This is a genomic window from Bilophila sp. (assembly GCF_057864385.1).
The window spans coordinates 23,154-42,802 of the sequence record NZ_DBMAFI010000029.1 but is presented as its reverse complement, the minus strand read 5'-3'; the positions used below and the strand labels follow the sequence as shown (position 1 = coordinate 42,802).

The 19,649-nt window shown below is 56.8% G+C and carries 19 protein-coding genes and 1 tRNA gene; 5 read left to right on the top strand and 15 right to left on the bottom strand.

The features are described from left to right. The 5 genes from ACZM8Y_RS10710 to ACZM8Y_RS10690 all read right to left on the bottom strand — a co-directional run. A partial coding sequence (locus tag ACZM8Y_RS10710) for a toprim domain-containing protein (RefSeq protein ID WP_489501725.1) occupies positions 1-923 on the bottom strand: 923 nt, incomplete at its 3' end. Positions 924-1,050: 127 nt separating this feature from the next. After that, positions 1,051-1,275, bottom strand: a complete 225-nt coding sequence (locus tag ACZM8Y_RS10705; protein ID WP_479859201.1) for a helix-turn-helix domain-containing protein — start codon at positions 1,273-1,275, stop codon at positions 1,051-1,053. Positions 1,276-1,521: 246 nt separating this feature from the next. After that, positions 1,522-2,604, bottom strand: coding sequence for a PspA/IM30 family protein (locus tag ACZM8Y_RS10700; protein ID WP_482333880.1), 1,083 nt, complete (start codon positions 2,602-2,604; stop codon positions 1,522-1,524). Positions 2,605-2,834: 230 nt separating this feature from the next. Continuing rightward, positions 2,835-3,860 carry a Fic family protein gene (locus tag ACZM8Y_RS10695; RefSeq protein WP_479859199.1) on the bottom strand — a complete coding sequence of 342 codons (1,026 nt, stop codon included), beginning with the start codon at positions 3,858-3,860 and terminating at the stop codon, positions 2,835-2,837. An 84-nt stretch (positions 3,861-3,944) separates the two neighbouring features. Continuing rightward, a complete protein-coding gene (locus ACZM8Y_RS10690; RefSeq protein WP_479859198.1) occupies positions 3,945-5,174 on the bottom strand; it encodes a tyrosine-type recombinase/integrase in 1,230 nt (409 codons plus the stop codon). A 205-nt stretch (positions 5,175-5,379) separates the two neighbouring features. Between ACZM8Y_RS10690 and ACZM8Y_RS10685 the strand changes: the two genes are divergently transcribed. The 5 genes from ACZM8Y_RS10685 (at position 5,380) to ACZM8Y_RS10665 (ending at position 9,706) form a co-directional block, all read left to right on the top strand. Continuing rightward, a tRNA-Glu gene (locus ACZM8Y_RS10685) sits at positions 5,380-5,452 on the top strand. Positions 5,453-6,029: 577 nt separating this feature from the next. Continuing rightward, entirely contained in the window at positions 6,030-7,457 is a 1,428-nt protein-coding gene (locus ACZM8Y_RS10680; protein WP_479859197.1) for an SNF2-related protein, read from the top strand. Then, positions 7,454-8,644: a phosphoadenosine phosphosulfate reductase gene (locus ACZM8Y_RS10675; protein WP_302552868.1), complete on the top strand. Its 1,191-nt coding sequence runs from the start codon at positions 7,454-7,456 to the stop codon at positions 8,642-8,644. The genes ACZM8Y_RS10680 and ACZM8Y_RS10675 overlap by 4 nt, the downstream gene beginning before the upstream one ends. Beyond that, complete coding sequence (locus ACZM8Y_RS10670) at positions 8,641-9,069, top strand: hypothetical protein (RefSeq protein WP_337432126.1); 429 nt, start codon at positions 8,641-8,643, stop codon at positions 9,067-9,069. Before ACZM8Y_RS10675 ends, ACZM8Y_RS10670 begins: the two co-directional genes overlap by 4 nt. Further along, a complete protein-coding gene (locus ACZM8Y_RS10665; RefSeq protein WP_302552870.1) occupies positions 9,059-9,706 on the top strand; it encodes an IbrB-like domain-containing protein in 648 nt (215 codons plus the stop codon). Before ACZM8Y_RS10670 ends, ACZM8Y_RS10665 begins: the two co-directional genes overlap by 11 nt. Positions 9,707-10,673: 967 nt before the next feature. Here the strand turns inward: ACZM8Y_RS10665 and ACZM8Y_RS10660 are convergent. The 10 genes from ACZM8Y_RS10660 to ACZM8Y_RS10615 all read right to left on the bottom strand — a co-directional run bounded on the left by ACZM8Y_RS10660 (position 10,674) and on the right by ACZM8Y_RS10615 (position 19,498). Continuing rightward, on the bottom strand, positions 10,674-11,846 hold the full coding sequence (locus ACZM8Y_RS10660; protein ID WP_482333876.1) for an aminotransferase class I/II-fold pyridoxal phosphate-dependent enzyme: 1,173 nt from the start codon (positions 11,844-11,846) through the stop codon (positions 10,674-10,676). Further along, complete coding sequence (locus ACZM8Y_RS10655; RefSeq protein ID WP_487479876.1) at positions 11,798-12,316, bottom strand: hypothetical protein; 519 nt, start codon at positions 12,314-12,316, stop codon at positions 11,798-11,800. Before ACZM8Y_RS10655 ends, ACZM8Y_RS10660 begins: the two co-directional genes overlap by 49 nt. Positions 12,317-12,332: 16 nt before the next feature. Then, positions 12,333-13,544: a beta-ketoacyl-[acyl-carrier-protein] synthase family protein gene (locus ACZM8Y_RS10650; RefSeq protein WP_487479877.1), complete on the bottom strand. Its 1,212-nt coding sequence runs from the start codon at positions 13,542-13,544 to the stop codon at positions 12,333-12,335. Then, on the bottom strand, positions 13,537-13,923 hold the full coding sequence (locus ACZM8Y_RS10645) for an acyl carrier protein (RefSeq protein ID WP_482334862.1): 387 nt from the start codon (positions 13,921-13,923) through the stop codon (positions 13,537-13,539). The genes ACZM8Y_RS10650 and ACZM8Y_RS10645 overlap by 8 nt, the downstream gene beginning before the upstream one ends. Positions 13,924-13,930: 7 nt before the next feature. Continuing rightward, the gene (locus ACZM8Y_RS10640; protein WP_479858893.1) at positions 13,931-14,659 is read right to left on the bottom strand and encodes an SDR family NAD(P)-dependent oxidoreductase; all 729 of its coding nucleotides are present in this window, start codon (positions 14,657-14,659) and stop codon (positions 13,931-13,933) included. Continuing rightward, a complete protein-coding gene (locus ACZM8Y_RS10635) occupies positions 14,656-15,024 on the bottom strand; it encodes an ApeI family dehydratase (protein ID WP_302552876.1) in 369 nt (122 codons plus the stop codon). The genes ACZM8Y_RS10640 and ACZM8Y_RS10635 overlap by 4 nt, the downstream gene beginning before the upstream one ends. A 235-nt stretch (positions 15,025-15,259) precedes the next feature. Next, complete coding sequence (locus tag ACZM8Y_RS10630; RefSeq protein WP_479858892.1) at positions 15,260-16,528, bottom strand: TRAP transporter large permease; 1,269 nt, start codon at positions 16,526-16,528, stop codon at positions 15,260-15,262. Positions 16,529-16,531: 3 nt separating this feature from the next. Then, entirely contained in the window at positions 16,532-17,041 is a 510-nt protein-coding gene (locus ACZM8Y_RS10625; protein WP_475563617.1) for a TRAP transporter small permease, read from the bottom strand. 235 nt (positions 17,042-17,276) lie between these two features. Further along, complete coding sequence (locus tag ACZM8Y_RS10620; RefSeq protein WP_005026399.1) at positions 17,277-17,690, bottom strand: hypothetical protein; 414 nt, start codon at positions 17,688-17,690, stop codon at positions 17,277-17,279. 347 nt (positions 17,691-18,037) lie between these two features. Continuing rightward, the gene (locus ACZM8Y_RS10615) at positions 18,038-19,498 is read right to left on the bottom strand and encodes an SLC13 family permease (RefSeq protein WP_302552880.1); all 1,461 of its coding nucleotides are present in this window, start codon (positions 19,496-19,498) and stop codon (positions 18,038-18,040) included. Positions 19,499-19,649 lie beyond the last annotated feature (151 nt).

The following is a 19,649-nucleotide window of genomic DNA, read 5'->3' as shown; positions in this document are numbered from 1 at the left end:
TTGTACAGCCCGGCGCGTCTGCCTTCCTTCACCAGAAAAAAGCCTTCCGGCATGGGGCAGTCGTCATCCCGCTTTCGCGCTTCTTCCACAACGGCCCGGACGGCTTCAAGGGAACGCAGCCGGTGCAGGTCGTTGAAGTCCGTCGCTTTGCCTTCATGAACCGGGCAGACGGCCAGCTTGCCGCCCACGGCCTGAGCCGCCAGAGAGGCCATCTTCTTGCCGGGATTCCCTTGTGTCTCCATGTCGTTATCGGCACAGAGGATGATTTCACGCTTTGCATACCTCTCTCTGGCCATGACGGTCACGGCTTTCAGATTCCCGGCGTTGAAGGCCACAAGACAGGCATAACCGGTCGCCAGATGAAGACTGATCGCTGTAGCATACCCCTCGGCAATCAGCAGAGGACCGTCTTTCTTCCCGTCTCTGGCGGAGAGGGAGAAGAAGCCTCCCGCCGTGCGTCCTCCCCTGAGAAAGAACTTGTCCGTACCCTCGGTAGTTTTTTCCGGCAGGATGAATTGCAGACTTTGTATCCTGCCGGACTGGTTCAGGACAGGGATAATCAGACGCCCGTCTTTTGTCCGGCGCAATCCGATGGCCGGGACTTCCTTCCGCTGTAGATAGGGATGCCCGTCATCAGCGGGCAGGGCATGATTCCAGATGCTCGCGGCCAGCTTTGCGGCCGCCTGCCAGCGGCGGGTCTGCTCCGTTTCCTTGTCCGCCCGGATAGCCCTGATGCGTTCGCGCAGAGCATCCCGCTCGGCGGCGGTCAGTTCCTTCTCAGGTTTGTATGTCCACGTTCCTTCGTCGTCCGTGCGCCAGTTCTTCCACCAGAGCGAGGCGGGTACATCAGGAAACGCCTTGTACGCTCCGTCCCTGCGATGCGGTCTGCCTTCCGTGCCGCAACGGTGCAGGCTCCCGTCCATTTCCACCTGCTCGACAATCAGCCCGGCTGCCCGGAGCTACTCGGCAAAGGCTTGCTGAATATCCGCGCTCATGCTTCGCCTCCGGGATGGGCAGGCAAAAACTGCCTACTATGAAAAAGACGGGGATTCATCGCTGGTTCCTGTAACGGCGATCGCGTTTGGCGCTTTCCAGCGTTTCTATGGAACGGGAAGCAAAGAACTCGTCAAGGTCTGTCTTGTCATAAATGACGCGGGTGCCGAGTTTGGCGTAGCGAGGCCCTTTATGCTTGCAGCGCCAGACTTCAAGAGTGTTGGGCTGGATGCCGAGATAGGCAGCCGCTTCCTGAGTATTGAGCTTTTGTTTGGGAGTCATGGTTGTATCCTTCTTTCATAGGATTGCCCGCGTGAACTTATGTCAGGCGGTGTTTGAAGGAAGGATACCGGTCTTGAAAAAGAATAAAATTCCCGGTGCTGTGCCGGAGAAAAGAAAAAATCTCCGAGTTCTGTCAATCTCGGAGATTTTTATATTTATTGAATAATTTCAGATTATTAAAAAATACTGAGTTGTGTGGGGTGCCGCAAAAAATATTTCACAGAGCTGAGAGATTAGAACGGAAATTCAGCTTTCCCTGTCGCGCCCTGGACTTGTTTGAGCGTACTCTCCCAGGGCAAGACGAATTTCTTCCATAGCCCAGCCTACCAACTCAAAGGGAGTATTGTTTTTGGCTTTTTGGGGGGTATGAAGTGCGTCCCGAACCGCAGGCTTGAGTTCGGGGAAGGAGTCAAGTTCCCGCAAAAATTCTTCCTGAATTCTGGTACGGGTGTACTTTGTTCCCGGCTCGGCCTCGGCAATGAGCCGATTCACCAGAGGATAGAAAATACGCCGGACAGGCAACTTGACGTTTTCCCGGCTTTCCAAGCTCTTTTCTCTGCCGGAAAGGGTTCGCTTTTTATTTTGGTATTCAACTTTTTCAGCGAGCAATGTCTGATTTTGCTCCGTGAGTTCATTCATTTTTGTCTGCTGTACCGAGAATGCGCCCTGTAGATTGGTGATGGTCTCTTCCAGATCGCGGATACGCGCTGCATAAGCAGAAAGGGCTTCCTGTCCATACTTTTTCAGAAGATATTCATAATCGGCAGCGTCAAGACACAGACGTTGTTGGCCGATATACGTGCTGAAAATATTCGCATCGCTAAGATTTGAGTCATACGCAAAAGCATACAGGCGCACGGGAACATTATATTGTTCCAGTTCAAGAAATGGTTCGGATGCTATAAAAATGGGAACTCCCTGCTTGCGAACAAAGTCTATCCTGTCTTCAGGAGTATGTATACCGATATGCTGCATGGCCTGTTTGAATTCAATAACCTTGGGGAGAACAACTGGTTTTGACCATTGGAGCTTTGCGAATTGTCGAATGATAAGCAAGCCGACAACTCCACAAATGATTCCAATAAAGATAAAATTGAGAAAGAATATCCCATCACGCGATTCAATGAGAATGGTAAAAGCATTGACAGCCTGCTCAGAAATAGAGCCTTGTTTATGTACTTCATGAACGATCTTCAGAAATGTTTTCTTGTCCAACCAATCGAGGATAAATGCTATAACAGTAATGCTGATAATGTATGTGCAAAATACCGCACATTTTTGTGCTAGGCCACGCTGCAAAAGGGTTAATTTTGTTGATGAAGGAAGCATGTGTTATTCCTGTTTACCTGTATCCAGTTCTTTTTCAATCTCTTCAACGCTCGTTTTCCATTTTGAGCTTGTTGATAAGCAACATGGTATGGCCTCATGGCAATTTTGCAACAACTTGCTGCAAAATTGTCGTGTAGGAGGGGCAACTGTCGTTCAGGGCAATGGAGTGAACACCTGCCCAGAACCTGGCCAGCCACGCGACAAAGGAATGACGCAGGCCATTATCAGGTTCACATTGACTGGTGAGCATTGCCGTTGGCGATTCTTCTTCCCGCCGCTGTTAATCTGTATCTTTGCAAGGGACTGCGGGGCGCATCCGGTCTTGTTCGCTCAACAAGAGCGGCCTCCAGTGCGGGCGACAGGTAATTTTTGCGGAATGTAGGTGCATGGCGCAGTCCCAGATTATCCATCAGCTCAGCCGCGCTTTTTTCCCCTTGCCCAAGAGCCTCCAGTAAGCGTCGTACTTGATCGCTCACTTGGTCGCTTACTTGGTCGCTTGGGATATCGGTCACGGCATCGTTCAGGGCCGCGAGCATAAACTCCACAAAGGCCGTTGCTTCTCCCTGTGCATCGGCACGACCAAGGCTGTCGTAATATTCGGCCTGCCTATTACGGACAATAGTTTCCACCGGCAGATAGGCAAAAAGAGGATTCCACTTGCTGAGGATGAGCGTTTGCCAGAGGCGTCCCATGCGACCGTTGCCATCCGCAAACGGATGGATGAATTCAAATTCGTAGTGAAAGACGCAACTCGAAACCAGTGGATGCTCGTCCGTCTTTTCCAGCCAGCCAAGAAGTTTTTTCAGGTGTTCATGCACCAGGTGAGCGGGCGGGGCCATGTGTACGACTCTGTTGCCCTGAAAAACGCCTACGCCGCCAGTACGGAGACTGCCGGGCTTTTCCACAAGATCGTGCATGAGTATCGCGTGAGCCGACAGCATGTCATCCAGCCTGTGCGGTTGCCATGTATCCAGTTTTTCGTAAGCGGACACAGCGCCGTGTACTTCCTGGATGTCACGGGGCGGACCTATGACTGCTTTTCCGTTAATGATGTCCGTCACCTGCTCCAGACTGAGCGCATTGTTTTCAATCGCGAGAGATGCATGGATGGTACGAATACGATTTTCCCGCCGCAGATGCGGAGACAGGAGATCCACGGCAAGTCCTCTGAGGGCGGCACGTGCGGCAAGCTGTTCGCTGATGTTCGCCACACGTTTGAGGATGGCGCTGGTGATGGTGTATGGCGGATACGTCATGCGGCGCATTCCTCCCTGATGTATCAAGGCAGGTTACAGCAAGGTGAGCTTGATGCGGGTACAGGCGTTGGCTGCAAGGATGGTTCATGCGCCCTTTTCCCGGCCAGACCGTTTCGTTCTACGAATTTTTAGCGTATCCGGCCCGTTTTGAGAAGACGGCGCTTCGGGAGCATTTTGTATGGCTCCAAACAGAGAGCCTGCCACACCGGAAGCCTTTTTCAGCGCGTCATCATGCAAGTGAGCGTAGCGTTGGGTCATCTGCGGACTGGAATGAGTCAGCAATTTTTGCAGCTCGTACATGGACACCTGCCCGGAACTTGCCAGCCATGAGGCAAAAGAATGGCGCAACCCATGCAGGGGGCGAAATGATTCCGGTAATCCCGCCTTCTCTTTCACTCGCCTGAGCATGTCCGTAATGTTCCCCCTCGGTTTGTCGTCATAGCGACCGGGGAAAACGTAGGGACTTTTTGTCTGCGGCAGGGCAGTCAGGATAGCGCGAGCCTGGTCGTTCATGGGGATGGTTTCCGTTTTGCCTTTCTTGGCAACGGTCCCGCGCAATGTGATGAATCCCCGCTCAAAATCAAGGTCTTCCCATTGCAGGTTGAGAAGGGCGCTGCGGCGCATCCCGGTGAACAGAGCCAGACGCACGAGAGACGCCAGCGTCTGGTCCGGCTCTTCGTCCAGCGCCTTCAACAGATTCTGGACCTGCTCATGGGTAAGATTCTCCGTGACCTTGTTGTCAACGGTGGGCATGGTGATGCGGAGAGTGCCGGGAATGAAGTCGACATATCCTTTCTGCAAGGCGAAATTCAGTATGCGTTTGACCAGAGTCAGAACGTGCTTGACGGTCTGCGGAGACTTGCCCGCTTTTTCCAGTTTGGCGCGGAGCTTGTCTATATCGTGGATGGTCAGTTCGGGAATGCTTTTCGTTCCCAGAGAAGGAGCGATATGAAGGTTGAAGCGGATACGGTCATCCTTGATGGAACGATTGGAGCTTTTGGCTTCCTCGAACAGACTCCACAATCTGTTGAAACTGTATCGTGATTCCTCAGCCATCTTTGCTGCGCGAACGGCAATACGCTTTTCCTCGTTGGAGGCGTCTTTGCCTTCCATACGGAGTCCACGGATACTGGAGGCTTTGGCGGCGGTCATGTTGTCGCGGTATTGCCCGCCGACTTTTTCCTCGATGAGCTTTCCCTGCTTGCGGTATCGAATGTAATAGACCTTTTCCAACCCATGTCCTGTTGAACGTGGAACTTCAACAAAATACACTCCCGCATAGCCTACGACCGACTGTCTTTTTCTGCTTGCCATATTGCCTTTAACCTCTTTTGGTGTGTTCTGCCCCACATATACGGGATAGAATGGGCTTTAATACGTTGATAACGGCTGAAATAGCCGTTTTCATCTGCCCCACACTATGCCCCACAAACGGCATAAAGTCCAATCGAAGTTGGCGGCTTTTTGGCAGGAGAAAAATGAAATAACTATATGAAATATATAATTTAGTAAAAGTGGGGTAAAGTCGGTCAAAATGACAGTCACGGCCTTTCACGCCGTCAACAGCGGTTCAAATCCGCTTGGGGACGCCAACAGAAAACTGAAGGCGCATCACAGTACATCGATTTTTCGAGGTATGTGGTGCGTTTTTTTATATCAATATTCGCCCTTACTTTCCCCCTATCCGCCCTCAAGCCGCTCCTCCTTTCAGGCACTCTGTCACTATCTCCCTTAAGGCGTCTTTCCTTAGTTCCTTTCTCTTACAATTCCTTTCCCCATGACGGAGCGACAATTGTAAGGCCGTATACAAGTCTCATCACCAGAGCGCTCTGTATCCGTGGATGCCCCACAGCCGTTTCTGCCCTCATTCGTACCTGACGAAGTACGGGCAACGGCTAATCTCGCTGCTCATCCCCATTATGCTCAGGGCACCTTCATTCGGAAAAAACAGAGAAGGCTTGCCTCAAGCCAAGGCAAGCCGAATGAGGCCGTGCGCGTGGACAGGCTAAGTGTCCTCTAGGGAGGCCAGGAGCCTTGCCTCCGGCCCAGTTTCCCCAGCGCATCACGAGAAGCGCCCCAGTCGCCCCCCAGAACCATAAGCTCCGCTTTTGACACTCCTCCATCGGTGTTATAATAACCGTTATAGTCTCATGGATGGGGATGACTTCGATGATCCGTTTGAACGCTGACTGGAAACTGACAACGACTGCCTATGCTCATCAGCGGGCGGCGATAGAAAAGCTCTCGCGGCTCAGGGTCGGGGCCCTGTTCATGGATATGGGGACGGGCAAGACGCGTACGGCCCTTGAGCTTGTTTGGCTCCGCAGAAAGCGCATCGCAAAATGTGTCTGGTGCTGTCCCGTATCCCTTATGGAGGAAACCAAAAGGGAAATCCTGCGGCACACTTCCTGTATCGATGCGGACATCCACATGATAGGCCCCCGGACGCGAGAAAAAAACATGCCGCAGACAGGGTGGCATATTGTCGGGCTGGAAAGCCTCAGCAGTTCGCCCCGCGTGGTTTATCTTCTTGACAAGCTGATCGATGGTGAAACGTTCCTTGTGGTTGACGAGTCGACCTATATCAAAGGGCACCGGGCGAAACGGACACGGCGGCTTATCAAGTTCGGCGCCCGGACTCCCTATCGGCTCATTCTCACCGGGACGCCGATCCAGCAGGGAATCGAAGACCTGTATACGCAGATGGAATTTCTTTCCCCGTTGATTCTAGGCTATACCTCTAGGCGTGCCTTTCAGGGTGCCCTTGCCGTCTTAGCCCCCAAGCGGGCTTTTTCCGCCGAAACCATGAGCCTCGGCGAAGTCTGCCGGATCATAGCCCCCTATGTCTATCAGGTCAGTAAGGAAGACTGCCTGAAGCTGCCTCCCAAAATGTACCGCCGTATTCTGTGCCGTTTTTCCGAAGAGCAAACGATGCTCTATCAGGCGGTGAAGAACCGCTTCCTGGACGATCTGGACAGCTATGGGACATCCGATCTCGGCACGGCGATTTTCCGTTTATTCAGCGGACTGCACTCCGTTTCCTGCGGCATTCTGCCTTCCGGCTTTCTGGGGGCGAAACGGCTGAGGAACCAGAGGATGGATGCCCTGTTCTCCGAACTCAAGAAGCTCAAAACCAGCCATGTGATTATTTGGGTGAATCATCTCGAATCGATCGCCGCACTGGATGAGGACTTTCCCAAAGTATTCCCCAAGATGCCCGTCTATACGGTTCACGGCAAGGTTCCGGCGGCGGTGAGAACGACGAAGATCGATCTCTGGAAAAAGAGGGGCGGGGTGCTCATAGCGACGCAGGGAACCGGAGGGTACGGGCTGACGCTGACGGAGTCACATCGGGTCTTCTTCTACTCCGAAAACTGGCGGTATGCGCTCAGGCTTCAGGCTGAAGACAGGTGTCACCGGATAGGCCAGAAAAGCAGCGTACACTACATTACGCTTCAAGGCGAAAGCCGGTTTGACGAACGCATCCGTTCTGCGCTTAGCCGAAAGGCCGACGCGCTTGAGGAGCTGAAAAAGGAGGTCAGGAGGCTGAATGGCAACAAGAACGCCATAAGGAAACTGGTGGAGCAGGCGGTATGAGGCATTGGCTTGACATGGACGTGTTCTCTGCGGCGCGCCTGCGCTTGGAGGAGGCCTTTGACGCTTTCGAGCGGGTATATGTTTCTTTTTCCGGTGGAAAGGATTCCGGCGTCGTCGTCCAGCTCGCCTTGGATATCGCCCGTGAAAAAGGCCGCCTGCCGCTTGATGTGCTGCATATCGATCTGGAAGCGTGGTATGCGCATACCGATGCCTTCGTCACCCGCATCATGACTAGGCCCGATGTCCGTCCGCACTGGGTATGCCTGCCCATCCACCTGAGGAATTCCGTATCGCAGATTCAGTCGCACTGGTTATGCTGGGATCCCGATGCAAAGGATTTGTGGGTCCGCGAGCTCCCCGCCCATCCGGGCGTCATTGCGGACGAGGCCTATTTTCCATGGTTCAGGCGGGGGATGGAATTCGAGGAATTCGTGCCGCAGTTTGCGGAGCATTTCGCGGAGGGGCATTCCTGTGCCTCGATCGTAGCCATCCGGTGCGATGAGTCCCTAAACCGCTTCCGAACCATCGCCTCTACGACCAAGCGCCGATGGAACGGAAAAAGCTGGAGCACGGTGACGCCTTCGGGCGTCGTCAACATCTATCCGATCTATGACTGGAAAACGGAAGACGTATGGACGGCCACGGGCAGGCAGGGATGGGACTACAACAAAATTTACGACCTCATGCACATGGCCGGGGTGGGCATCCACCAGATGCGCCTCTGCCAGCCGTATGGCGACGATCAGCGCAAAGGGCTCTGGCTGTTCAAGATGCTGGAACCGGAAACATGGTCTAAGGTGGTTGGGCGCGTGCAGGGGGCCAATTTCGGCAACCGTTACGTTGAGCTTTCAGGAAACGTGTTCGGCAATATCCGCATCCGCCTTCCCCAAGGGCACACATGGAGGAGTTATGCCGAGTTTCTGCTCGACACCATGCCTCCCCCCACGGCGGAGCACTACAGGGAGAAAATCAATACCTTCTTGAAATGGTGGGCGAAGCACGGCTTTGAAGAAATCCCGCAGGAGGCCGAACCCAAGCTGGAATCCTGCCGCAAAGCCCCAAGCTGGAGGCGTATCTGCAAGACATTGTTAAAAAACGATTACTGGTGCAAGGGATTGAGCTTTGGCCAGACGAAGCGCGATATGGAGCGTCAGGCGCAGCTCATCATGAAGTACATGGAGCTATGATGGAACTGCTGGAATTCAAACATGAAAATGATCCGGCAAGGAACCGGGAGCTGTTCGGGCTGTTGGGGGAGTACGCGGCAAGTTCGTCCATCCGGGAAAAACTGGGGGGCGTTATCAGTTCCGAGCCGGGACGCCTCTGGTTCATCACGACGGAGGAAGGGAAAGCAAAGCGGGTAACGGCCTTTGGATCGATTCGCTTGGGGAAGGAGGGGGCCAATATCCTCCACTTATACGCACTGGAAGAAGGGGCGGACGTTCCGGTCTTGGAACGTTGCCTTGAAAGGGCCCGGGAAAACGGTGCAACGCATCTGACAACCACGGATTTCTGGACGAGGAAAGAGCTGTACCTGCGGTACGGCTTCGCCCCCGTCCGAAAAATCGGACGTTTCGTGCGCTTTAAAAAGGAATTTGAGCGTGGAGATTGATGGACTTCTGGCTGAACTGGAGAATGCCCTCAAGACAGAAAAGGGCGATCTGGACAGGCGCGTTGCCGTATACAATCGCATCGTCGCCTTAGCTGCGGCCTATCTTGATATTCCGCACCCGGTGGCATGTCCGCAGCTCGTCCCGGTGGATGACGTCCGGGGGAACGACTATAACCCGAACAAAGTCGCCCCTCCCGAAATGCGGCTGCTCAAGCTGTCAATCCGCAAGGACGGCTTCACCATGCCCGTTGTGGTGGCCCAAGACGGCAAGGGGCATGTCGTGGTGGACGGTTTTCATCGGCGGCAGGTAGCCAAGATGGACGCACAGATAAGGAAAAGCCTCGGCGGATATTTGCCCGTGGTCAGGCTTGACAAAAGCATTGAGGATCGCATCACCTCCACCGTCAGGCATAATATGGCGCGAGGGACGCATCAGGTGGAGCTTACGGCAAGGCTCGTGACGTTGCTCCGCAAGCACAGTTGGACAAATGAAAAAATAGGCAAGGAACTCGGCATGGACCCGGATGAAGTGTTGCGGCTGAAGCAGATGCAAGGGCTTGCCGAAGCCTTCGCCGACCGGGAATTTTCGCAGGCATGGGATATGCCCCGCCAGAGCACGGCAAAAAGGCAGGAATAAAAGCCCGCAAGGACGGTGCCCCGTCAGGCTGTCCTCGCCAAGCGCAACATGGCAACCGAATCGCCTTCTTCCTGTTTGAAAAGGTATGCCCGGTACAGGCCGTCCGCTCAAGGGAAGGCGGCATGCCTCTTGCCGGTTCCGCAGCCTGCGATGGTTAGGGCTTCCGCATACCGATTTGCCCTTTGGAAACACGGCATCGGTACGTAGGCAAATAAGGGCCACGATTCCGTTTGGCCCTGTCAGGGCATATGACTGTTTTATCTCCACAGTATGGAGAAAAATACTGGCGTTTTCTCCAGCTTTTCCATCTATGGGCTCCATAGTTTGGCCATTTTATTGGCTATTTCTTTGGAATTTCAAGAAATAAAACATCAGCCGTTTCCTATGGCATAGCCTTTCGTTTACACGCTGTGGAAGGCTGTGTTGTAGAAAATGGTTGATGCTTTTTTCCCTGAAGTTTCAAAGGGATAACCAGCAAAATGCCTTATCAGTGGATCCCGCCAAGGGGAAAACCGGATAAAAAGGCCGTATTTTCACCGCACTGTGGAGATGAAACAACCACATACTATAACAGAGCCCTGTAGAAAAGAACGGGGCAGCGCCAAAAAAAATTCTTTTGGCATGGTGAGGAGCGCCCTGCCCGAATCCCGGACACTTCCCACAATAGGCGTCCCTTGCGGCGCAAAAGCGGGATCATGCGGAGCCATTGCGTGTTTTGCACAGGCAAAACATGCGGCCAAAGCCGTAAACGTATCGGCTGCTGTGTGAACCTGTTGAAAAAAGACGGCCTTTCCAACAAGCCAAGCCCCTCTCCTCCTGTCGGCAATCCGCTTGTCGGCATTTCGTCAGGAGTATCCGTACCGCCTTGTTTTATCGGGAACCCCGCCTATGGCGGCATCATGCGGCAATAGGCGACTGTCCTTCACTTCGGAACGGATCCGGGGACATCAACGGCCAATCCCAACACTTACTCCCACAAGTCCGCAAGGATGCAGGCCGTCCGCTCCAACATGCCGTGCGTATGCAAGGCGGTGAGCCCAAACCGGAGCAAGCCGTCGCCGTAGGGAACCGTAGGATAGCGGGCCGCCAGTGCCAGCACGCCCCTTTCCGCCAACTGTTCCCCAAGGTGGGTTGTTCTTGCTTCCCCGCCTGTAGGTACCGCAACGATATGGGCGGTGCCGCGTGTAGGGATCCCAAGCTCGGACAGACGGGCGCGAAAAAACACGGCGTTGTCCCGAAGCCGGGCGCGTTCGGCTTCAAGCAGCGGCAAGCGTTCCAACAGCTTCAAAACAGCCGCAGCATGGGCCGGAGGCATGGCTGTGGAATGCATGACCGCCGAGGAAAGGCTTTCAAAAAAGGCGGCGAACCCCTTGGGAAGCAGCAGGAACGAACCGAACAGCCCCAGCGACTTGCCGAATGTCCCCAGAACGATGTCCGCCGTACCCGGCACCCCGGCGCACAGCCCGCGCCCTCCGGGGCCGAGCGCACCCACAGCATGGGCCTCGTCCACCATCAGGAAAAAACCGTACTTGCTGCGGAGTTCAGCCATACGGGACACGTCGAGCTCCGTGCCGTCCATACTGAACAAGGACTCCGTCATCACCAGCGGCTGTACCGCTGCGGGAGGGGCGGAAGCAAGCCGCCGTTCCAGATGCCCATAATCCGCATGGGCATACGTCCGCACATCGGCTTTCCCCAACAGGAGCCCCCGCGCTATGCTGGCATGTACCCGGCGATCCACAAAGACGGGCTGCCCCGCATGGATCAACGCCATAGCGCAAGCGAGGTTGCCCTGATAGCCGCTCGGCAGGAACAGGCATTCGTCAAACCCGAAATACGCCGCAGCCGCCTGCTCCGCTTCTTCGGTGATCCGGCTCCGCCCGCCGGCCAGACGCGACGCCGAAGCCGACGGCGGGAACGCCGCGAAACACTCCCCGACCTCAGCGCGCCATTCCGCAGATGAGGCCAGCCCCAGCCCGTCGTTGAGCGTAAAGTTCAAAAAAGCCCGGTCCCCCATATGCACGACAGGGCCTTCGCCCGCCATATCCAGCAAAGGCGGCCGCCGTTCAAGCCCTCTGGCCCGGCCTTCCTTCAGCCTTTCATCGAGACATTCGCGGAGGGTGCGTTTTGCGTCAGCCATTGAAAAAGCCGCCTGTATCGAGGTTCCAACATATCCCTTCTAAAGGTATCGTCATAAGGCGCCAGCCCGATGCCGAGGGAAACCGACCACGCCGGAACAGCCCCTTTCCCGCATTCCATCCCCAAAGGGCCTTTCCCCGTTTTCGCCGTATTCCCGGCCTCCGGCAACGGGTGGGGACATACCAGACAAACATCCACCCGATACGTTGCCGCCCGTAAGGACTGCCCCAGCAAAACCGCACGGAATGCCGTCAAGCCATTGAGCGCATCTGTGGGGAATCGGCACTCATCCACCGACAACAGGAAGGCATGGCACGAAAATCCCGCAAGGAACCGCTGATGCAGGGCGGCGGCCTGTGCCGCGGCCTCCAGCCCTTGCCACATGGGGGCCGATTCAAAACGGCGCCACGCAATGAGGTGATCCGGTTCTGCCGCGCCCACCGCGTCCAGCAGGACAAAAGGCCGGGGCACGTTTTCGGGAAGGGCGTCATTCATCGCCGCACCGCACTACCAAGGCCGCGTTTTGCCCGCCGAATCCAAAATTCTCCAATACCCCCACCGGGCCGGGAAACGGGCGCGTTGCTGCGGCAAAATCCAACAGCCCGGAACAAGGTTCGCGCAGGTTCCGAATGGGCGGCAACTGCCCGGATCGCCATGCGGCGAGCATCAAGGCCAGCTCCATCCCCCCACAGGCGGCGGAGCCATGCCCGATCCATGACTTGAGGGCGGTCACGGCGGGGCGCGCCCCCGCCTGCGCAAAAACCCTCTCCAATAATACGGCCTCACTCCGGTCATTGAGGGAGGTCCCCGTACCGTGTGCGGAAACCCAATCGACGGCATGGGGCTCAAGGCCCGCATCGGCAAGCGCCCCCCGTACCGCCTGCTCCGCAAAGCGGGCCGATTCGTCGGGCGCGGTGAGCGCCCCTCCGTCCAGAGAAGCCCCAAAGCCGAGGATCTCCGCAAACACCGCCGCCCCACGCGCCCGCGCCGACTCCAAGGATTCAAGCACGAAGGCGGTCCCACCCTCGCCGGGGACAAAACCGTCACGGGCCTCGTCAAAGGGGCGGGACGCTTCCGACGGCACGGGGTTCCGGCTAAGCGCATGGGCTTTGGCATACCCAAGCATCCCGCCGCGGGAAAGGCGGGAATCCCCGGACGAGCAAAGGACGGTTTCCGAAAGGCCGTACCGCACGCGCCGGAAGCCCTCCCCTATAGCCTGCAACGCGGACGCGCACGCCGTCCCGATCACGAGGCCCTCCCCGTGGATATTGAGAAAACGCGCCAACGCGGAGTTGGCGGTATTAGGCAGCCAACGCAAGAGCCATAGGGCGTCGAGCGCCTCGGAATCCGCCGGAGGAAGCCCGTTTTCCCGATCGAAATCCAGCATGGGGCCGGATGCCCCTATCAGGCAGGTCTGTGGAGGCATGTGCGGATCGAATCCCGCCGAAGCCGCCGCCCGAAGGCCGGACAAGACGGCAAACGCCGCACCCCGGTTCAGATAGCGGCGGTGCCGCCATGCCGAAAAACGGGAATACGCCGCATCATCCCCCAAATCGGAAACGGGGCAGGAGGAATACCCCAGCAGGGCTTCGCTTGGGGCGAACGCCGGGCATCCGCCGGCAAACGCCCGCGCAATGCCGCCCTGCTCCCATCCGAGGCTGGTACAGCAGCCTATGCCGGTGATGACGACCCTATTCATCTTCCTGCGAAGGCAGCGCCGCGCGGACGTACGCCGCAATGTCATCAAGGCAGAGCTGCGGGACGGCATCCGGGTTGGACAAACCGAGGGCAAGCGCCTTCACGCGTTCCGGGGAAAGGTAGGGATATTCACGGCGGATAACCGTTTCCGGTTCGCCGCCATGCGCCACGTGGTAACGCAGGGAACGCAGGAACACCACGTCGTCGTCCACCAGAATGTGGAACGTCTGGCCCAGCTGTGCGCCGATCTCCAACAGGTCGATGGACTCACAAGGCAAATCCGTCATGAGCCGGGTTGCGCCGGAGAGCGTCCGGGGGTCGCGTTCAAAAATGTCGGCAACAATGCCGCATACCTTATCCGTTATTTCCGAGTATTCCATTCTATCCTCAAAATGTGGTCTTCGTCGCCGAAAGCCCGCCATCCAGCGTCACTACCGTACCATTGACCGAGGACGCCGAAGCTGAAAGCAAAAACGACACGGTTTCAACGGCCTCATCCATGCGAACCAGCCGACCGATAGGCATCCGTTTTTCTGCGCCCTCCCTCCTGCGCTCCAGAAATGCCGCACCCCGCCCGGCATCCAGCCAGCTCAGGCGCAAGGAACAGGCGGTGATCCCCCTTCCAGACAGTTCCACAGAAAGGCTCCTGTACAGGGCTTCGCCAGCCAGCTTGGCGGACGCATAATACCCCTGCCCCTCAGCCGGGCACTCGGCGGCGCTGGATGAAACGAACACGCAGCGCCCGAACCGGCGGGCCAGCATGGAGCGCCCCACCGCGCGGACAAGGCGGGCACGCAGGCCGATATCCACGGCGGCCCATTCCATGATCGCTTCCGGCGCGGCCCCGGCAATCAGGCTTTCAAAACGCGAATGCATCAGGTCAACCAGATGGGCGGGCGGTTCGCCGAGCAGCCCCCGGCACCGTTCCGGCAGGCTTTCCGGTTCGCCGAGCGGAAGGCAGCAAAGCCCGGCTTCCCCACAGCGCGCAAGCCCTTCGGACGAACGGCAGACGGAAAGCGTTTCCGCGCCCTCCTCCCTGAGGGCACGGGCCAACGCCATGCCGAGCTGGCTGCTTCCCCCCGTAATGATGACCGGCCCTTTGAAAAGCAGTTTCATGCCTCCCCCCGCACGGGATCCGCCGCAACAAGGAGCGTCCCCTCAGCCATACGGCGTCCGCCGGACAGCAAGACGCACCGGATCGCCGCCGCATCGGGCTGGGGGGTGAATGCGTAATCATACTCCCCCGGCTCAATGAAATGCCGGAAGCGGAACCGCTTCACGCCCAGAACACGCCAGCCGGGAAAGAGGGCTTCCGCACCGGCCCGCATAGCCTCAATGACGAGCGTTCCCGGAACCCTTGGGGCACCGGGGAAATGTTCAGCAAACAAGGGGTGTTCCCCAGAAAACCGCCATGTGCCCCGCACCTCGCGGTTCCCGGAGCCATCCACCCGCCCGCCGGGGATAGCCTTTTCATTTTCCATGCTTTTTGTGTACCCATACCAATCCGAAAAAGCAATCCGTCCCCCGCAGCCCCCAAAAATCCGGTATAGGTGTTCCTATCCGGCCTAACTTGCCCCATGCCGCCAACGCTTGGGCAAACGATCAAGCCCCCATAAACATTATCCACCAAAAAGTGCGAACCGGAAACATCCGATCCGCACTTCCATTTGCCATACGGCATCTGCCCACGTCAGGCGGGCATCGCCGCAGGCTTGATTACATCAAGAGCCGCGGCAGGAACATGACGAAGTCCGGGCAAGCCGCGACAACGATGATGAGCAGCCACATCGCCAGCAGATAGGGGAACGCCTTCAAAGCGACCTCTTCGAGCTTCACATCCGTGATCTTCATGGTAATAAACAGGTTCGCGCCAAAGGGAGGCGTCAGGAACCCGGTTTCGCAGCACACCACAAACAGGATGCCGAGCTGGATCGGATGGATGCCGAGGGCGTTCGTGATGGGCAGGAACACCGGCGCGAGCACCACGACCATCGCCAGCGTATCCGCCACGAAGCCGCACAGGAAGATGAAGAACGCGATGAGCAGCAGGGTGATCGTCGGATCGGTGGAGATGGAGGCGAGGAACGCGCCCACGGTCTGGGGGATGTGGTACAGGGTCAGGAGCCGCGAGAAGGCCATTGAGACGCCGACAAGGATGGTGGCGGAACCGGCAAAGGCCGAGGTGCGGATAAGCGCCGAGGAAATGTTCCTCCATGTCAGCTTACGGTAAACGAACAGGCCGACGAACAGCGTCCAGAGAACGCCCACTTCGGCGGCTTCGGTAGGAGTGAACACGCCCCAGTAGATGCCGCCGAGGATGATCGCCGGGGTCGCCAGCGCCCACTTGCCGTCCCAGATGGCCTTACACAAGCCTACAATGGAGAACTTCTCGTTCGTGCCCTGATAGCCGCGCTTCTTGGCGATGCAGTACGCGGTGATGCACATGAGGCTCGTCAGCACGAAACCGGGGATGAAGCCCGCCATGAACAGCCCGGCGATGGACGTATTCGCCACGACGCCGTAAATGATCATCGGGTTGCTCGGCGGGATCAGGATGCCGAGCGTCCCGCCCGTGGCGGAGACGGCGGCCGCGTCGTCCTTACGGTATCCGGCGGCGATCATGCCGGGGATCATGATGCTGCCGATGGCGGCCGTGGTGGCGGGGCCGGAACCGCTGAGCGCCGCGAAGATCATGCAGGCGAGGATGGTCACCATGGCGAGGCCGCCGCGGATGTTGCCCACCGCCTTCTTGGCGACTTCAATGATTTCGCCGGTGATCCCGGCAGGCTCCATGAGGAACCCCGCCATCACGAAGCCGATGGTGGCGATGAGCGGGAACTGATCCATGCCGGTATACAGGTTCTGGGGGATGAACTCCATCGGGAACGGCATCCCGATCATTGAAATGATGGAGGCCAGACCGATTACCCCAAACAGGGGCAAGCCAAGCAGCATGAAGACGACGAAGGATATGACGAGCAACATGGGTTAGTCCTCCCGGCTTTCGAACTCAAGCGTATTGTTCCGGATATCGCGATACAAGCCCTGAAGCGTCCGAAAGATGGTGAGGGCCATGCTGATCGGAATGATGAGATACGCGTACATGACGTTGATCTCGAGGGCGGCGGAAACCTGCTTGAATCGGACCATATTCTCAAGCATACCAAGGCTGTAATAGAAAACCAGGGCGCAGAATACGGTGAACGTGAGCTCGGAAACGACGTACAGAACCCTGACCAGCTGCGGGAAGCGCTTCTGCAGCACATCCATGAACATGAGGATGCGCAGCTGCTCCTTGTGCTTCACGGCGATGGCGACGCCGATATAGGACGACCACACGAACAGATAGCGGCACAGCTCCTCCATCCACGAGAACGACTTGCCGAGCAGGAAGCGCGAGAACACTTCCATGCCGAGCAACAGGACGAGCAAAGCCAACATGACGGAAACGACAAACTCTTCAGCCCAATCATCGAGCCAGCGCAATATTCCTGACATGACTTCTCCAATAAACGGATTCCGTTTGAAGAATGTGGGGAAGGCACCGTCTTCGGATCACTGGAAGGAGGGTACGGGAGAAGACTCCGGGCGCAATCCGGGATTCCCGGCAAGCATCCCTGCCCTGCCATGACGAAAGATGGCATGGAGGAGAAAATGCCGCAGGATACCCGCCGCAATCCTTTCGGACCGGGTCCGCTCCTTCAATAACCGAAGCGCGGGAAACAGAGACGGATCAGGAAAAGCACAGGCCGGACGGGGGAGCGAGAGGAAGGGGCAGCATTCCTCTGATGTCCGAGAGGTGGGGTACGAGGAGGGACTCGGAAAAACGCGTCCGCAGAACCTTCGTACACAGAGGGAAGAGAAGCAGAAGAAAAACGACAAGCCGCATATTCGGCAACTTGTTGGGTACGGCCTCAGTTGCGGACAGGACAGCCTTGCCTTCTCCAATGAGCTGTTCGGCGGCTTCCTGATGCATGGGGAAGAAACTGGACGTATCACGAATCATGAAGTTCGTGATGCTGATGTCAGGAATGGTGATCTGCTTCGCCTGAATCATCCACGGGCCGTACAGAAGCATCAGCAACAGCAAGATGCCCCAGCACCCGAAGATAAAAAAGCGAATGTATCGCAATACCTGACTCTGCATACGATCTCTTCCCTTTGATTTGAATCCAATCTATAGCCTGCTGTTTTTTCTGTCAATATAATTGTGATTTAAAGAACACTTTCTTTTCCATTTTCCATCGAAAAACAACAACCCCGTGCCATCCATAACGTATTTCCCCTTACTCCCCCGATGCCGTCCATCTGCGGCAATGCGCTATCCTCCTCTTTCCAAAGACGTTCTAAAAATTCTCTGCCATCACCAAGGGCCTCTGAAGAGTTCCGCTACAATGTCGACAAAGGAAAAAAACTGCCTCCGCATTCTTTTTTCCAACGAAAAACGCCGGGGAAAGCTCCCCGGCGTCCTTCATTGCTTCCGCAGGGCCATGCCTAGAACAGCACTTCGCCCAACAGGATAGTCACAACCGCAATCGCTATCCACGACAACAAAATAATCAAGGGGGCCGTCTTCCAGATGCTTCCCGAATCAGACCACTCGTTGCCGTGCAGGAGCGCGGCGCTGGCGCTGGCGGCGGGCGTCAGGAAAGCAAGGTGGACGCCCATGACGACCATGATGAGGGGCAGTTCGGGGGCCGCTTTCATGCTCGAACAGTAACTGAAGATGACGGGCATGAGGGCCACGCCGACGGCGCCGTTGTTCATGACCTGCGTGAGCACGGTGGCCACAAAGCCGATGAACAGCGCGAACACCACCGGGGAACTGCCGCCGAAAATCGGCTCGACGATCATCATGAGGAAGTTCGTGATCCCGCTCTCCTGCGCGGCCATAGCCCCGGAAAGCGGCTGCACCACGGCGAGCAGCAGGATGATGCCCCATGCGACGCCGGAGTCGATCATGGCCTTGAACTTCAGCAAAGGCTTGCCGTCCACCTTGAGGAAGCACATCACGGTGACGAGGAACACGCAGATCCCCGTGTTGCCGATGGACTTCAGGAACCTGGAAATGAACAGGTCGGCGGGCAGGAAATTCGGAAGCAGCAACAGGGCGACCAGCGCGAAGAGGAAACAGAGGATGAGCTTCTGCACCTTGCTCAATTCAAGCGCGCCGTCGGTGTCCAGCTTGCTCGCGTCCAGCTTCTTGAGCTTTTCCATGTCCGGCTTGAACACGTACTTGCCGAGCGCAATGAACAGGAGCGAGCACAGCACACAGGAACAGGCCGCGATGAGCATGTACTTGGCGTAGTCGATCCCCACGCCGGACATGGTCTCGTAGGCGCTGAACACGGTGAGGGCGGCCTGCTTGAAGGGGATCAGGGACATGCCCACCTGCGACGCGAAGACGATGCCGAACACCATCATGGTCGGATAGCCGTCCCCCTTCTTGTAGCCGCACACGTCACAGATCCCGTACAGGATGCTCCAGCCGATGATGGCGGCGGGCGAAGCGCTGGTCAATCCGCCGAGAATGAACATGGAGGCCAGGAACGTAAAGGTGAATACCCACGGCCTGCCCGCAACGAACTTCCGGGTGATGAACCACAAGGAGATGAAGCGCGACAGGCCGTAATGGTTGATGGTCGCACAGAACACGAAGATAAAGAACATCATCACAACAATGGGATCGCCGAAGCTGCGGTTGAGCAGCGCTACGGGCTTCATGCCGCCCACCAGCATGAGCGCAAGCAATCCGGCCATGCTCGGCCAGACGATGTCGATAAAGATCCAGCCGTACAGCAGGCCGAGGAAAATCCCGATCAGCCGCATGCCGAGCGCCGTCAACGGCTCGACAGGCGGCAGTTGACCAAAGCCGAACATGATCAACAGGCAAAGAAAAGAATGCACATAATACATGGCATCGCCTCTTGCCGTCATCTGAGCATTCGCGGACATGGCGTCATCCTTCTTTCGATTCGGTTACATTCGATTCTGAAGAAACGGAGGCGGGGAACCTCTCGGCATACCGGGTTCCTCATGGGGAGGGGGCATCATCCCCGCTCGCCACGATTCCCCGGCACGCCTCAACATTTCCCGTAGGGCAGGG